This window comes from Lichenicoccus sp. (assembly GCF_965277665.1).
Taxonomy (GTDB): domain Bacteria; phylum Pseudomonadota; class Alphaproteobacteria; order Acetobacterales; family Acetobacteraceae; genus Lichenicoccus.
In genome coordinates, this window is sequence record NZ_OZ255835.1 from 1,150,246 (window position 1) to 1,164,798 (window position 14,553).

The following is a 14,553-nucleotide window of genomic DNA, read 5'->3' on the forward strand; positions in this document are numbered from 1 at the left end:
GGCAGCGCCACTCGATACCGCCCAAGGGGATTGAATGTACACGCGCTGGCGCAGACATGGACGAAGCTTCGACCTGGGACGGATGACCCTGCGCGACCTGGTTGCGGCCTATGCCAGCCATCCCGCGATCCATCTCTATGTCCTGCTCGCCCTCGGCGGCGGCGTCTATGCGGTGCGGGAGGCGCATGCGCCCTGGCGGCCGCTGGCCGCGGTGCTGGTGACCATGCTCGCCTATCCGCTGACCTGGTACGCGCTGCACCGCTTCATCCTGCATGGCCGGTTCCTGTATCGGTGGCGGATGACGTCCGCGCTGTGGAAGCGCATCCATTTCGACCATCACCAGGATCCGCACCGCATGGATGTGCTGTTCGGCTCGCCGCTGAACACCGCGCCGACCATCCTGGCGATCCTGGTTCCGCTGGGCTGGCTGGTCGGCGGCGGCCCCCCGGGCGCTGCGGCAGCGGTGTGTGCCGGCTTCGTCATCACCTGCATCTACGAGTTCTGCCACTGCGTACAACACCTGAACTTCAAGCCCCGGAACCGGCTGTGGCGGAGGATGAAGGAACTGCACCTGGCGCATCATTTCCACGATGAGGAGGGCAATTACGGGATCACCTCGTTCGCCATCGACCGCCTGTTCGGAACCTATTACGGCTCCGCACGCGAGCGTCGGCGGTCGCCGCACGTCTTCAACCTCGGCTACGATCGCAGCGAGGCGCAGCGTTATCCGTGGGTCGCCGAACTGTCGGGCGGCCTGCCGCTGGATCGTCCACCAAGGCCGGGCAGGCGGGCATGAGGGCTGCGAGTGCCGCAGCCGGCCCCGTCGAGATCATTCCCGCCATCGGCCGCTCGGGCATCGGGCGATTCATCCGCCTGCCGGAGCGGCTGTACCGGTCCGATCCCGCCTACGTGCCGGGGCTGCGCTCGGAGCGCCGGGCTGCGTTGACGGCCCGCGGCAATCCGTTCTTCACCCATGCCGATGCGGCGTTCTGGATCGCGCGGCGGCATGGCCGCGATGTCGGCCGGATCAGCGCGCAGCGGGACCACCTGTCGCAGGACGGCCCGGACGGTCCGATCGGCAGTTTCGGCTCCCTGGTGGCGATCGACGACCGCGCGGTGTTCGCAGCCCTGCTGGCGACGGCGGAACATTGGCTAGCGAGCCGTGGCCTGCGGCAGGTGCAGGGGCCGTTCAGCCTGTCCATCAACGAGGAGACCGGCCTGCTGGTCGACGGGTTCAGCACCCCGCCGATGCTGATGATGCCGCATGATCCGCCCTATGCCGCGGCGCATCTGGAGGCGCTCGGCTACCGCAAGGTCCGCGACGTGCTGGCCTATCTCTGCGACACCGCGGCGGCGCTGCCACCTGCCGCCGCCGCCATGGTCGGGCGCGGGCTGCCGTCCGGGGTCACGCTACGCCATATGCGGATTGCCACGCTGGAGCGCGACATCGCCTCGGTCGTGGAGATCTATAATGACGGATGGTCGGGAAACTGGGGCTTCGTGCCGATCACCGAGGCCGAGGTGACGCATATCGCGCGCGCGCTGCGGCCGCTGCTGCATGAGCGCCTGGTGTGGTTCGCCGATGTCGCGGGCGAGCCGGCGGCGTTCGGCCTGTGCCTGCCCAATCTCAATGCGGCGATCGGCGACCTGTCCGGCCGGCTGCTGCCGTTCGGCTGGGCGAAGTTGCTGTGGCGGCTGAAAGTCTCCGGCGTCGCGTCGGCCCGGGTGCCGCTGATGGGGGTACGCAAGCGATACGGCGCCGGACTGCTCGGCAGCCTGCTGCCGCTGCACATCGTCGAGGCGCTGCGGCGCGCGGCGCTGGCGCGCGGCATCGAGGCGGTCGAGATGTCGTGGATCCTGGAGGACAACCTGCCGATGCGGCATCTGGCGGAAGCCGTCGGCGGGCACGCCTACAAGACCTATCGCGTGTTCGAAAAGGCGCTGGCGACATGAAGGCCCCAAGCGCCTGGGCTGATCCGGCGCCGGCGAGTGCCGCCCGGTCCGGGCCGACGCCGACCTGCAGCGGCCTCGACCAGATCCCGGGCGATTTCCTGACCCTGACGGACGCGCTTGACTACGCCGCCGACGGGGAGACCGGCCTCAACTTCTTTTCGATCCGCGGCGAGCTGACCGCGTCGCTCTCCTACCGCAGCCTACGCGCCGAGGCGATGGCGCTCGCTCGCCGCCTGCTCGCACTCGGGCTGCGGCCAGGCGAGCGCGTCGCCGTCATCGCCGAGACTCATCCCGATTTCGTACGCGTGTTCTTTGCCTGCCAGCATGCCGGCCTCGTGCCGGCGCCGCTGCCGATGCCGTTCGTGTTCGGCGGCCGCGAGACCTACACCGCCCACATCCAGCGCCTGGTCGAGGAGGCGCGGGCGGTCGCCTTGTTCGTGCCCGAGGCGCTGCGCGACTGGTTCGCGGCCGCGGGCAGCGTGCGGCTGTGCAGCACGCTGGCCGACCTGCCGGAGCACCCGGCGCGCGACATCGTCCTGCCGACGATTGGCCCGCACCAGACCGCCTACCTGCAATTCTCGTCCGGCAGCACCCGGTTCCCGATCGGGGTGGTGGTGCAGCACAAGGCGCTGATGGCCAACGCCTCAGCGATCCTGCGGCACGGGCTGCGGATCTGCCCCGATGACCGCGCGGTGTCCTGGCTGCCGCTGTACCACGACATGGGCCTCGTCGGCTTCCTGCTGAGCCCGCTGGCCGGGCAGGTGACGGTCGACCTGCTGGCGACGCAGGATTTCGTGCGCCGGCCGCAGCTCTGGCTATCGCTGATCAGCACCGGCCGGGCCACGATCTCCTACAGCCCGAGCTTCGGCTACGAGCTGTGCACGCGGCGCGAGCGCGCGATCAACAAGTCCGAGCTCGACCTCGCGAGCTGGCGCATCGCCGGCATCGGCGGCGACATGATCCGTCCGGCCTCGCTGAGCGGGTTCGCGCGCACCTTCGCCTCCTGCGGCTACCGGGCGGAGGCGTTCCTGCCGAGCTACGGCATGGCGGAGGCGACGCTTGCGATCAGCTTCGCGCCGGTCGGGCGTGGTATCGAGACCGACACCGTCGACCTGGACCGCCTGGAGCAGGATGGCGTGGCCCGTGCGCCGGATGGACCCGATGCGCGGGCGCGCACGCTGGTGCTGTGCGGCACGGCGCTGCCGGACCACGAGATCGAGATACGCACGGCCGACGGCGTGGTGCTGGGCGATCGCCGGGTGGGACGGATCTTTGCCCGTGGTGCCAGCATGATGCAAGGCTATGACCGCAGGCCGGCGGAGACGCAGGCGATCCTGTCGGCGGATGGCTGGCTGGAGACCGGGGACCTCGGCTACCGGCTCGGCGAGACGCTGGTGCTGACCGGGCGCGCCAAGGACCTGATCATCATCAACGGGCGCAACATCTGGCCGCAGGACCTGGAATGGAGCATCGAACATTCGGTGCCCGATGTCCGTACTGGCGATGTCGCTGCCTTCTCGGTCGAGCTGGACGGGCAGGAGATCCTGGTAGTCGCGGTCGAGGCGCGCGGCGTCGCGGGGCCGGCGCACAGCCAGCGGCTCGCCCTCGCGGTCAGCGACGCGGTGCGGTCCTGCCACGGCCTCGACAGCCGGATCGTGCTGGTGGCACCCGGCAGCCTGCCATACACCTCGTCCGGCAAGCTGAGCCGCTCCTCGGTGCGCCAGCGCTACCTCGCCGACCGGTTGCCGGCGGTCGCCGTTCCGGCGTGACAAGGGCAGCCGCCGGGTCCGGCGGCGCGGGCGTGACAAGGGCAGCCGCCGGGTCCGGCGGCGCGGGACGGATTGCGGTCGTCACCGGGGGCGCCGGGTTCCTGGGATCGCGGGTCGCGCTCGCCCTCGACCAGGCGGGATGGCGGGTCCGGCTGCTGGTGCACCGCTCGGCGACGCATCCGGTGCTGGCGGGAACCCGGCTGGAGCTGGTGCGGGGCGACATGCGCGATGCTGCGGCGCTGTCGCGCCTCGTGCAGGATGCCGCCGTCGTCGTGCATGCCGCGGGCCTGGTCAAGGCGCGCAGCCGGGTGCAGTTCATGCGGGTCAACCGGGACGGCACGCGCATGCTGGCCGAGGCGGTGGCGCGCCACCAGCCGCAGGCAAGGTTCATTCTGGTCTCGTCTCTGGCGGCCCGGGCACCGCATCTGTCTGGTTATGCCGCCAGCAAGCGCATGGGCGAAGCGGCGGCTGTGGCGGAGCTGGGCAGCGGCGGGTGCCTGGTGCTGCGGCCCGGCGTCATCTACGGGCCATGGGATCAGGCGGGCCTCGCGCTGTTGCGGCTGGCCAGCGGGCGGTTCGCCCCCCTGGTCAGGCCGGAACCGCGGATCGCGATGCTCCACGTCGCGGACGCGGCCGCTTGTGTCGCGGCGCTGGCAGCCGGCGGTCCGGCGGCGGGGATGTTCGAGCTCTGCGACGAGCGCGCCGACGGCTATCGCTGGAGCGAGCTGTTGCGCCGCATCGGGTCGGCGCTCGGGCGCTCGCCGCACCCGGTGCCAGCGCCCGACCTGCTGATCCGGGCGGCCGGGGCGACCAGCGAGGCCTGGGGGATGCTGCGGCACAGGCCGCCGCTGTTCGGCACCGGCAAGGCGCGCGAGATCCTGCACCGCGACTGGTCCAGCGACCCCGCGCTGCATCTGCCCTCGGCACTCTGGACGCCACGCATCCCGCTCGATGACGGGCTGGCGGAGCTGGTGGCCTGGTGGCGCGACATGTCGCGCCACGCCTCTCTCATGAAATCCGTGTCGCCCTGATGGTGCTGGTGCAGGGCGGCGCGGCGCTGGCATAGGGGTCCTGGTTGCTGGTGGAGCTTGAGGTCTCGACGGCGGTCAGGACGCCATCCTGGATGGCTCCCGAAAGCTGCCGGCTGCCGTCGGCGTTCTGCATGACCAGCTGGCCGTCGGCTCCGACCGTGCCCAGGAGGCGTCCGCTATGGCGATGCGTCTGCACCGCGACCTGGCCGTCGGAGACCTCGAACTTGATGATGCTCCCGGTGGTTCCGCACGCGCTGGCGACCTGGTCGGAGGTCTCGCTGCCCCGGTAGAGGCCGTCGAACTGCGCCAGCGCGGGATTGACGGTGATCTCCCTGGGGTCGCAGGCCGCGGCGAGCAGAAGCAGCGCCAGCGCCAGCGGGCGGGGCGCCGACGAAGCTTGGCAAAAGCGCATGGCATGTCCGATCATTGCGATACTGGCCGGATGGCGGGCGGTGTCGGCGCCAGCAGGACCGTGCCCTTCGGGCCGGTGAGGACGATCCTGTAGCGACCGGCGAAGGGCGCCATGACCGGGTCGAAGCCCAGTTTCTGCACCGCATCGGCGTGCGTGAACGATCTACTGTCGTTCTGGAACAGAACGAAGCCGCCGCGCGCCACCATGGCCTTAAAGCCGGCGAGCGATCCGCCGGTGAGGGCGTACTGGGTCAGGTTGAACATGTCGATGTCGATAGGCTTGCCGGCCCAGTAGCATAGCGACGCCATCAGGCAGCCGGTCTGCCCGTCGGCTGCGCGCAGGCGCGCGATGATCGGTTGCCACGCCGCCTCGCGCGCGCGGCGTTCGACGATGTTTCGCCAGACCACCGGCAGGTGCCAGGGCAGCGCACCGAGGATCGGCAGGGCTGCGAACACCAGCAGCGTGACGGTCCGCGCGGGTGGCCAAGCCGGCCGCGCTGCGGCGATGGCGGGTTCCAGCGCCAGGCCGAGACCGAGGCACAGCGCGATCACCGCCTCGAAATGCGCATTGTAATAGATGCCTTCCCCCATCCGGCCGGCGATGCCGGTGGCCAATGCCACGAGGATGAACAACGCGGCGAGCACCGCGCCATCTCCGGCGGATCGCCGTCGCAACCGCAGCGCGATGACGATCCCCGTCGGCGCCAGGGGCGCAAGGCTGTCGATCGCGCGGGTCCACAGATGCGGCTGGATGATCCGGCGGTGCTGAAAGATGTCCACGAAGGCCGCGTGGCCGTAGCAGAGTTGCATGGCCGCGAGTGCGAGCGCGATGCAGGCTGCGGCTGCCAGCATCCATGCCAGCGCCGCGCGCGGGTTCAGCCAGGCGAGCCAGAGGGTCGTCGCCAGCGGCAAGGCGACGAGATTGTGCTTGACGAAGCCGCCGGCCACCATGAGTGCTGCGGCAAGGACGATCTGCGGCGACGGGATCGTGCGCTGCCGCAGCCGCCGCAGGGCGTGGTGCCGAAGCAGCATCGCCAGTCCGGCCAGCATGAAGGCGTGGGCCAGCCATTGCGGATCGTCCATCGCGACGTAGCCGCTGAAGTAGATGCCGATGAACAGTGGCAGCAGCAGCGCGGCCGCCCACGCCGCGCGGACGCTGCCGCCCAGCTGGCGAACGCACAGGCCGAGCAGGGCGGCGCTCGCCAGCAGCGCCAGCAGCGCCAGCACGCGTCCGGCCACGATCATGTCGCCGAGCACGAACCGGCCAGCGGCGCCCACGATGAGGAAGCCGAGCGGCGGGTAGTTGTCGAACACGAGACTGCCGGGCCCCGGATAGAGCGGGCCGGCGTCCGGCCGCACCGCCCGCGTCGCAAAGCCGGCGTCCCAGCCTTCGTTGTAGTTGATCGGGATATGCAGCGGGATGGTCAGCGCCGGGCCCAGCATGAGGAACGCCGCCAGCGCTGCGCCGACGAGCAGGGCGAAATCGAATGGCGCGAGGCGAGGCAGCATGCGGGATCCCGCGTCAACGGACGCGTCCCTTAGCATCGGAGGCGTCGGCCGGGAACGCCGCGGCGCCGGAGGCGTCCTTGCGGCGTGGTGCATGCGCGATCGCCCTTGCCGCGTTTCCTGGTGCTCTACGCGGTGCTGTTCGCCGCCTTCGGGGTCGCGTCCCCGTTCCTGCCGGGACTGCTGCAGCAGGATGGCCTGGCGCCGTCGGCGATCGGCGTGGTGCTGGCGGGGGGCACCGCGATCCGGCTGCTGGCGGGACCGGCCGGGGGACGGCTCGCCGACCGCACCGGCCGGCCGGCCGCGATCCTGTGCGCGATGACCGCCGCGGCCGCCGTGCTGGCGCTCGGCTACGGCCCCGCCCGCGGGCTGGCGCTGCTGCTGCTGGTGAGCGTGCTGCATGCCGCCGCGCTGGCGCCGCTGACACCGCTGGCCGATGCGCTCGCCCTCGGCTCGTCGCGGCAGCGGCCGGAGTTCGAGTATGGCTGGGTGCGCGCGGCCGGCTCCGCCGCCTTCATCGCCGGCACCCTGGCGGCCGGGCAGTGCGTCGCGCAAGCCGGCCTCGGCGTGATCATCTGGCTCAATGCCGGGCTGCTGGCGCTGGCGGCTGGCGCTGCCTGGACGGTGCCGAACCGTGTCGCCGGCACCCGGGCGGCGCCAGGCGCGCCGGGCGCGATCATGGCGCTGCTCGCCATGCCGGTGTTTCGCCGGCTGATGCTGGCCGCGTCGCTGATCGGCGGCAGCCATGCGCTGCATGACGGCTTCGAGGTGATACGCTGGCGCTCCGCCGGCCTGAGCGCCGGGCAGGCCAGCGTGCTGTGGTCGATGTCGGTGGCGGCCGAGGTGGCGGTGTTCCTGTTCCTCGGCCGACGCATGGTGGAGCGCCTGGGTCCGGGACGGGCGATGGCGCTGGCCGCCGCCGCGGGGATCGTGCGGTGGGGTGTCGCGGCACGCACCGCCTGGTTTCCGGCGATGGCGCTGGTCGAGCCGCTGCATGGCCTGACCTTCGCGCTGCTGCACCTGGCCTGCATGGACATGATCGGGCGGATCGTGCCGGCGCGGCTCGCCGCCACCGCGCAGGCGTTCTATGCGACGGTCGCGATGGGAGCGATGTCGACGGTGGTGACGCTGGCCTCCGGGTCGCTGTACGGCCGTTTCGGCGCCGCCTCGTTCTGGAGCATGGCGGCGATGTGCGCGCTTGCCTTGCCGGTTGCGATCGGCATACGGGTGGAGCGCCCGGCCGCAGCCGTTGGTCGGTGAGCCGGCGCAGGTGCTGCGCGCCGGCCGGGCTCATCCGCCGCCGGCTGCCGGTGCTGATCGGGCTGGCCGTGCAACCAGCCCGATCAGCACCGGCATCGCCAGCAGCACCAGCGGATATTGCAGCAGCAGCCCCGCGATGATGGCGATGGCCAGCGGCTGCTGGATCGCCGAGCCGGCGCCGATGGCGAGCGACAGCGGCAGCAGGGTGAGGATGGCGGCCAGCGTCGTCATGGTGATCGGGCGCAGCCGGTTGCGGCTGGCGGCGCGCAACGCCTCGGCCGGCGGCATCGCTATCGCCAGGGCCGCATATTCCGAGACATAGAAGATCGCCATCTCGGTGCTGATGCCGATGATCATGGTCATGCCCATCAGCGCGGTGATGTTGAGTTCCACGCCGGTCAGCCAGAGTGCGATGAACACCGCGATGCTCGACAGCAGCGAGCACGCGATGACGACGAGGGGGATGGCCACCCCGCCATAGAGGAACATCAGCAGCAGCAGCTCGGCCACGATCGCGGCGCAGAACACCCGCAGCAGGCCGGCAAAGGCGATTTGCTGCTGGCGGTAGAGGCCGCCCAGTTCGTAGCGCGTGCCGGCGGGCAGCAGGCCGGGCCCGGCGAGGGCTGCCTGGATGTCGCGGATCACGCTGGAGATGCCGCGGCCCTCGATTCGGGCGGCGACCGCGATCATCGGCTGCAGGCTGTCGCGGGAGACCTGCGGCTGGCCGAGCGCCAGCCGCAGGCGCGCGACCCGGCTGAGCGGAAAGACGTGCCCGTCCGGCGCCCGGATCGGCAGGCTGGCCAGGCCGTCCTCGCGCAAGCTGCGCGCGCCCCGCAGGCTGACGCGCACGCCGAGGACCTTGGTCGGCAGCACCAGGCTGGTCGCCACCGTGCCGCCCAGCGCGTCGGCGGCCTGCTGCGCGATGGATGCCGGATCCATCCCCTCCAGGGCGGCGCGCACCGGATCGAGACGCAGGTCCAGCCCGTCGCCGGCAAGCCTCACGCCATCATGCACCTCGACCGTGCCGGCAACGCGGCCGATCGCGGCCGCCACCCGGCGTGCGACCGGCACCAGATGCGCGGTGTCCGGCCCGTAGAGCTTGATCTCGACCGGCTGCGGCGCCCCGGTGAGGTCGCCGATCAGGTCCTCCATCGGCTGCGCGGTGTCGATCAGCACGCCCGGAACGTCCTGTCCGACACGCGCTACGACATCCGCCATGACCGAGGGCGTGGCGCGTGCGTGCCCGTCGCGCAGCTTGACGAAATAGTCCCCGTGATAGCTTTCGCCGAGATCGCCGCCGAGGCCGGTGCCGAGCCGGCGCGAGAAGGTCTCAAGCTCGGGCAGCCGGCGCAGGATCGCGTCGATCTGGGCGGCCTCGCGGTCGGTCTCGTCGAGCGAGGTGCCCGGGGCGGTGTAGTAGTCCATGACGAAGCCACCCTCGTCGACCTTCGGCATGAAGCCGGTCGCAACCCGCTGATAGGCGATCCATCCGAGGACCAGCAGCGGCAACAGCGGCGCCAGCAGCAGCCACGGACGCACGAACAGCGCCGACAGCAGCGCCGCATGGGATCGCTCCAGCCGGTTGCCGCGGGCGCCGGGCTCCTGCCGGCGGGAGAAGTCGATCCACCTGCGCGCCAGCGACGGCACGACCAGCGCGGTCATCGCGTAGGAGACCAGCAGGGCCGAGCCCATGGTGATCGACAAGGCCTTCGAGAAGGCACCGGTGACGCCGCCGAGAAACCCCAGCGGCACGAACACGATCAGCGTTGCCAGCGACGAGCCGGTCAGCGGCCGCAGGAACTCGGATGCGGCCGGCAGCACATCGTCGCGCACCCGGGCGCGGCGCGCGATGTGCTCGACCATGACGATGGCGTCGTCGATCAGCAGCCCGACCGCAGCCGCGATGCCGCCGAGCGTCATGATGTTGAAGCTCAGGCCAAGCAGCATGAGCGGGATGATCGTCACCGCCAGCGTCGCCAGCACGGTGGCGCAGGCGATCAGCGTCATGCGCCAGTTGCGCAGGAACAGCATCAGCACCAGGCCGGCAAGCACCAGCCCGACCAACACCGCATCGCGCACGCTGCCGGCGGACCGCGTCACCAGCTGACTCTGGTCGTACCAGTTCACCAGCCGAACGCCGGGCGGCAGCTTGAGGCCGGCAAGCCGCTGCCGGACGCCGGCCGCCACCGCGACCGCGTTGCCGTCCGGCTGCTCGTACACATTCAGCAGCACGGCGGGACGGCCATCCTCGGTGACGCGCACCCATTGCGGCACCACGCCCGCGACCACGCTGGCGATGTCGCGCACCCGCACCACGCCACCGGGACCCGAACACACCACCAGTGCGCCGATGCCGGCGGCATCCGACGGTGCGCTGCCGGCGATCGCGAGGAACAGCTTGTCGCGGTCCTGCAACTGTCCCACCGCCTGCAGCACGCTGCCGGATGCGACGGTGCGCGCCAGATCGGAGAGCGTCAGCCCGTAGCCGGCGAGCCGGTGCACATCCGCCTGCACCTCGAGTTCGGCGACGTCGCCGCCCTGCACCGAGACCCGCGCAAGGCCCGCAATCGAGGACAGCAGCGGCACGATCTGCAGCGAGGCGAGGTCGCGCAACGCCACCGGGCGCGCAGCCTGCGACGCAGGCCCGGCAACGGCCGCCGGCAGCAACGCGTACGAGATGATCGGAAACACCGTCGGGTCCATGCGCCGGACGGCAAAGCCGGTGCCCGGTGGCAGGCCCGGCATCACCTGGGCGATCGCCGCCTCCACCAGCAGCGTGCTCGCCACCATGTCGCGGCCCCAGCCGAAATCGATCGCGACCTGCGCCGAGCCGAGGCTGCTGTCGGACCGCAGCCCGAGCACGCCGGGAACCGTGCGGATCGCCTCCTCGACCGGCCGGGTGACGAGCAGCGCGGTCTGGTCCGCCGGACGGCTGCCGGCCTCGAGATCGACGACCACCCGCGGGAACGCGACCTGCGGGAACAGCCCGACCGGCATCGACAGCGCGGCGACCGCGCCGGCGATCGCCAGGGCGACGGCGACGACTACGAAGGTTCGGCCGTGGCGGGCGAGAAGCCTCAAGGAGCGCCGCTTTCGCGCACCGCGGCCCCGTCAGAAAGCTGGGCGGCGCCGTCGAGAACGACGGCACGGCGTGCCTCCAGGGCGCCGGAGACGAGGTCGGTGTCGGCGTCGGTGCCCAGCACGGTGACCGGCACGCGCACCGCCTTGCCGTCCCGGATCTGGAACAGGAAGCTGCCCTCGGCATCCTGCAGCACCGCCGCGTGCGGCAGCAGCCAGCCTTGCAGCGTGCCGACCGTGATTGCGGCGGCGCAGTCGGCGCCGGGCAGGACCGCACCCGCCGGCACGGCGAGGTCGACATCGACCAGGCGGCTGCGCGGATCGAGCGCCGCATCGACGCGCCGCACCGCGGCGGCCAGCTCAGGGCCGCCGGCAAGCGCCTGCACGGTCGCCGGCTGTCCGGCATGGACCGAGGCCATGCGGGCGGGATCGACGCCGACGGTGACGACGATGCGGTCGCGGCGGGCGAGGGTGGCCAGCGGGGCCGCGGCGGCGACGTGCTCGCCCGCACTCGCCGCCAGCGTCACGATGATGCCGTCGAACGGCGCCCGCACGAGGCGCATCGCCTGGTCGGCGCCCTCGCGCCGCAGGCCGTCGAGCGCTGCTGCTGCATCGGCCAGCGCCTTGTCGGCCTGGTCGAGCTGGTCCCGGGTGGCGAGGTGACGCGCGAGCAGGAGGGCGGCGTGGCTGCGTTGCTGCTGCGCCAGGGCGTAGCCGGAGCGTGCCTGTTCCCAGGCCTGCATGGCGGCCGCCGAGGCGTCCCATTCCAGGACCGGCTCGCCTTGCCGCACCGCCTCGCCGGGCGCATGCAGGATCCGGCGCACCCTCCCGTCCTGCAGCAGGCTGAGCGCCTCGGTGCCGTCCCGCGCCGGAACGGCGGTGCCGTAGGCCTCGATGCGGTCCGGCAGCGTGCCGGGCTTCGGCATCTGCGTGGTGACCAGGACGGTGGGCACGGACACCCCGGCCGCCAGGGCAGCGTCCGGCTGTCCGCTGGCCGCCGCGATGCCAAGCAGCAACCCGGACAGCAACGCCGCTATGTATCCGCGCGTCATCGATCGGATGCCACCTGCAGGCGTCGCGGCAGGTCCGTCCGCGCGGCCGGCATGCCGAAGCCGGCGAGCGTCTCGATGGCGACCTCCTGCTCGAGCAGCGACTGCTGCAGGGCGATGAACTCGGCCTCCCGGGTGGTGCTGGCGGCGAGCAGGTCGATGCGCACCTGCGGATCGAGCAGTTGCGCGCTGTCCGGCTGCAGGGCCGTCCTGGCGGCCTCCCGGACCGCCGGCAGCCGCCTCCGGGCCGCCGCGATTTGCGCCCGCAGCAGCGCGATCTCGTCGAGCCGGGCGCGCACGTCGCCTTCGGTCGCGGTGACGCGCGCGCCGTATTCGTCATGCAGTTGCCGGCGGGTCGCGCGCGCGATGGCGATGTTGCCCTGGTTGCGGTCGAACAGCGGCAATTCGAGGTTGAGCTGCGGCCCGAAGCCGCGGACATTCGAGTTGTCGCTGCCGCCGCTGGCGCCGAACGACAGGTTCGGGAACTGCGACAGGATGGCGCCGCGCAGCCTCTGGTTGGCGGCCTCGTAGCCCCAGCGCAGGGCTAGTAGGTCCGGCCGGCGCTCCGGCAGGCCGGGCAGTGCTGCGCGGATCGCCTCGGCATCGAGCGGCGGCAGGTCGACGGTCCGGGCGAGCGTGAAAGCCGCTTCGGGCTGCAGGCCGAGCAGGGCGGCGAGCGTGTGGCGCTGCTGCAGGGCGAGCCGCCTCGCATCCCGCAGGCGAGCCTCCAGGTCCGCCAGGGCCGCGAGGTCCGGCGCCAGCAGCGTGTAGGTGGCGTCACGGGCCGCGAGTGCCTGCTGGCGTTCGGCGACATGCCGGGCGAGCACGCGGCGCAGGTCGTCGAGCAGGGCCAGCGTGCGCTGCTCCTCGATGAGCTGCACCGCCAGCAGCCGGGCCTGGCCGACGGCCTGCCACTCCTGCCAGAGGATCTGCGCGTCGATCTGCCGCAGGCTGGCCCGGGCCGTGCGCTGCAGGCTCGGTCGCAGGATCAGCGAGCGCAGGTCCTGGGTGAACCCGGCATTCCAGGCGGTGGTCGTGCCCGGCCCGGCCAGGGTCGGGGTGGCGGAGAGGCTGGCCTGCGGGTTCGGCAGGATGCCCGACTGCAGCAACTGCGCCTCGGCGACGCTGTGCTGCACCCGGACAGCCGTGAGATCCGGGTTGTTCAGCAAGACCAGGCGGACGATGTCCGACACCCCGAGCGCCGGCGGCAGCGCGGCGTCGTGCCGCAGCGCGGCCAGGTCGGGCGCCAGCCCGGCCTGCCGCTGCAGCGGCAGCGCGGTGAAGGTCGCGCAGCTCTGCAGCGTTGAGGCCACTGCCAGCGCCGTGACGACACGGGCCGCCATGCGGTTCAATGGGTGTCGATCACGAGGATGCCGAAGCTGGCCGGCACCAGCGCCGGCTGGCCGCCCGGCCGCGTCACCTCGCCATAGGGCAGATAGAGCCATTGCGATCGCGGATCGTAGGCGCCGGTGCGGGCGCCGTGGCGTGTGGTGAACAGGCGCGCGACATGCGGGGCGGGCGACAGCGCGATTTCGGCGACGGTGCCGTTGCCGCCGCTGGGGATGAACATGCGGTCGTGGGCCGCATCTGCCAGCACCGCATCCGGATGCGGGCCGATCGGCAGGGTTGCCACCCCGGTCCCGTCCTCGCGCAGCACGCTGGCGACGCCATTGGCGCAGGCCGCCACCAGCAGCCGGTGGCGACCGTCATAGGCAAGGCCGGTCGGGGCGTCGCAGCCGGCCAGCCGATAGCGCGCCGTGACGCGGCCGGAGGCGAGCCCGACGACGGCGATCTGGGCGCGATCCTCGATATTGACGAACAGCCGGCCGCCGCCCGCATCCAGGGCGGGGGCTTCCAGTGCGCCGCCGACGGCGATGCGGCCTGCGACCTTCGGCGTCGCCGCGGCGACGTCGATGCGGGTGACGGTCCCGTCCTTGCCATCCATGACCAGCACCTGCCCGGCAGCCGGATCGTAGATCGCGCCGTCCGGCTTCGCCCCGGTCGGCAATGTCGCCACGACCCTGCCGCTGCCTGCCTCCACGATGGTGGCGGTGTCGGTGTCGCCGTTGGTGAACAGCAGGCGGTGTCGCGGCAGCGGCACCACCGCATGGACGTGCCGCCCGGCGGCCACCTCGCGTCCCGGCCGGTCGCCGGCAAGGTCGAACGCCTCGACGCCGGACATGCGGGCGACCAGCAGTCGCGCCGCATCGGGATCGATGGCGGCGTAGTCCCACAGGCCCGGTGCGTCCGCTCCGCGCAGGTCGGCGACGATGCGGCCAGGGCTTGGAGCGGGTCCGCCGGGGCCTGGAGCCGCGCCGCCGGCGAGCAACGCCAGCAGCAGGACGCGGGCAAGTCGGGTTCCGGCGCTAAGGGTCATGGGCATGGTCCTGATGGGCAAGCAGGCTGGTCGCATCGGCAGCCAGGCTGGACGCAGGCTGCTTCGCGGGCGATGAGGCGGAGATTGTGGATCGACAACTTGACGGAGCCCGCCGGTCA

At 72.0% G+C, this 14,553-nt stretch carries 11 protein-coding genes; 5 read left to right on the forward strand and 6 right to left on the reverse strand.

The annotated features are described in order from the left end of the window. Positions 1-82: 82 nt before the first annotated feature. Genes ACQY4O_RS05115 through ACQY4O_RS05130 form a run of 4 tightly spaced genes read left to right on the forward strand, consistent with a single transcriptional unit; the run spans position 83 to position 4,753 of the window. A complete protein-coding gene (locus ACQY4O_RS05115; protein ID WP_428375132.1) occupies positions 83-796 on the forward strand; it encodes a sterol desaturase family protein in 714 nt (237 codons plus the stop codon). Continuing rightward, positions 793-1,953 carry a dATP pyrophosphohydrolase gene (locus ACQY4O_RS05120; protein WP_428375133.1) on the forward strand — a complete coding sequence of 387 codons (1,161 nt, stop codon included), beginning with the start codon at positions 793-795 and terminating at the stop codon, positions 1,951-1,953. Before ACQY4O_RS05115 ends, ACQY4O_RS05120 begins: the two co-directional genes overlap by 4 nt. Beyond that, positions 1,950-3,722 carry a fatty acyl-AMP ligase gene (locus tag ACQY4O_RS05125; protein ID WP_428375134.1) on the forward strand — a complete coding sequence of 591 codons (1,773 nt, stop codon included), beginning with the start codon at positions 1,950-1,952 and terminating at the stop codon, positions 3,720-3,722. Before ACQY4O_RS05120 ends, ACQY4O_RS05125 begins: the two co-directional genes overlap by 4 nt. A gap of 32 nt (positions 3,723-3,754) precedes the next feature. Next, positions 3,755-4,753 carry an NAD-dependent epimerase/dehydratase family protein gene (locus ACQY4O_RS05130; protein WP_428375135.1) on the forward strand — a complete coding sequence of 333 codons (999 nt, stop codon included), beginning with the start codon at positions 3,755-3,757 and terminating at the stop codon, positions 4,751-4,753. Here the strand turns inward: ACQY4O_RS05130 and ACQY4O_RS05135 are convergent. Both ACQY4O_RS05135 and ACQY4O_RS05140 read right to left on the reverse strand, forming a co-directional pair. Then, on the reverse strand, positions 4,731-5,165 hold the full coding sequence (locus ACQY4O_RS05135) for a hypothetical protein (protein ID WP_428375136.1): 435 nt from the start codon (positions 5,163-5,165) through the stop codon (positions 4,731-4,733). The two genes, ACQY4O_RS05130 and ACQY4O_RS05135, sit on opposite strands and share 23 nt — an antisense overlap. Before the next feature lie 11 nt (positions 5,166-5,176). After that, on the reverse strand, positions 5,177-6,673 hold the full coding sequence (locus ACQY4O_RS05140) for a hypothetical protein (RefSeq protein WP_428375137.1): 1,497 nt from the start codon (positions 6,671-6,673) through the stop codon (positions 5,177-5,179). A gap of 105 nt (positions 6,674-6,778) precedes the next feature. Between ACQY4O_RS05140 and ACQY4O_RS05145 the strand changes: the two genes are divergently transcribed. Further along, on the forward strand, positions 6,779-7,930 hold the full coding sequence (locus tag ACQY4O_RS05145; RefSeq protein WP_428375138.1) for an MFS transporter: 1,152 nt from the start codon (positions 6,779-6,781) through the stop codon (positions 7,928-7,930). 30 nt (positions 7,931-7,960) lie between these two features. Here the strand turns inward: ACQY4O_RS05145 and ACQY4O_RS05150 are convergent, their stop codons facing one another. The 4 genes from ACQY4O_RS05150 to ACQY4O_RS05165 are packed head-to-tail and all read right to left on the reverse strand — an operon-like array spanning position 7,961 to position 14,440. Beyond that, positions 7,961-11,011, reverse strand: coding sequence for an efflux RND transporter permease subunit (locus ACQY4O_RS05150; protein WP_428375139.1), 3,051 nt, complete (start codon positions 11,009-11,011; stop codon positions 7,961-7,963). After that, positions 11,008-12,060: an efflux RND transporter periplasmic adaptor subunit gene (locus ACQY4O_RS05155; protein WP_428375140.1), complete on the reverse strand. Its 1,053-nt coding sequence runs from the start codon at positions 12,058-12,060 to the stop codon at positions 11,008-11,010. Before ACQY4O_RS05155 ends, ACQY4O_RS05150 begins: the two co-directional genes overlap by 4 nt. Beyond that, complete coding sequence (locus tag ACQY4O_RS05160; RefSeq protein WP_428375141.1) at positions 12,057-13,400, reverse strand: TolC family protein; 1,344 nt, start codon at positions 13,398-13,400, stop codon at positions 12,057-12,059. The genes ACQY4O_RS05155 and ACQY4O_RS05160 overlap by 4 nt, the downstream gene beginning before the upstream one ends. 5 nt (positions 13,401-13,405) lie before the next feature. Continuing rightward, positions 13,406-14,440: a YncE family protein gene (locus ACQY4O_RS05165; protein WP_428375142.1), complete on the reverse strand. Its 1,035-nt coding sequence runs from the start codon at positions 14,438-14,440 to the stop codon at positions 13,406-13,408. Positions 14,441-14,553: the final 113 nt, after the last annotated feature.

Bases quoted from the DNA above. Each gene is read 5' to 3' on its own strand.
- ACQY4O_RS05120 (WP_428375133.1), top strand. From the start codon at position 793: ATGAGGGCTGCGAGTGCCGCAGCCGGCCCCGTCGAGATCATTCCCGCC.
- ACQY4O_RS05155 (WP_428375140.1), bottom strand. From the start codon at position 12,060: ATGACGCGCGGATACATAGCGGCGTTGCTGTCCGGGTTGCTGCTTGGC.
- ACQY4O_RS05165 (WP_428375142.1), bottom strand. From the start codon at position 14,440: ATGCCCATGACCCTTAGCGCCGGAACCCGACTTGCCCGCGTCCTGCTG.
- ACQY4O_RS05125 (WP_428375134.1), top strand. From the start codon at position 1,950: ATGAAGGCCCCAAGCGCCTGGGCTGATCCGGCGCCGGCGAGTGCCGCC.
- ACQY4O_RS05160 (WP_428375141.1), bottom strand. From the start codon at position 13,400: ATGGCGGCCCGTGTCGTCACGGCGCTGGCAGTGGCCTCAACGCTGCAG.
- ACQY4O_RS05115 (WP_428375132.1), top strand. From the start codon at position 83: ATGACCCTGCGCGACCTGGTTGCGGCCTATGCCAGCCATCCCGCGATC.
- ACQY4O_RS05135 (WP_428375136.1), bottom strand. From the start codon at position 5,165: ATGCGCTTTTGCCAAGCTTCGTCGGCGCCCCGCCCGCTGGCGCTGGCG.
- ACQY4O_RS05140 (WP_428375137.1), bottom strand. From the start codon at position 6,673: ATGCTGCCTCGCCTCGCGCCATTCGATTTCGCCCTGCTCGTCGGCGCA.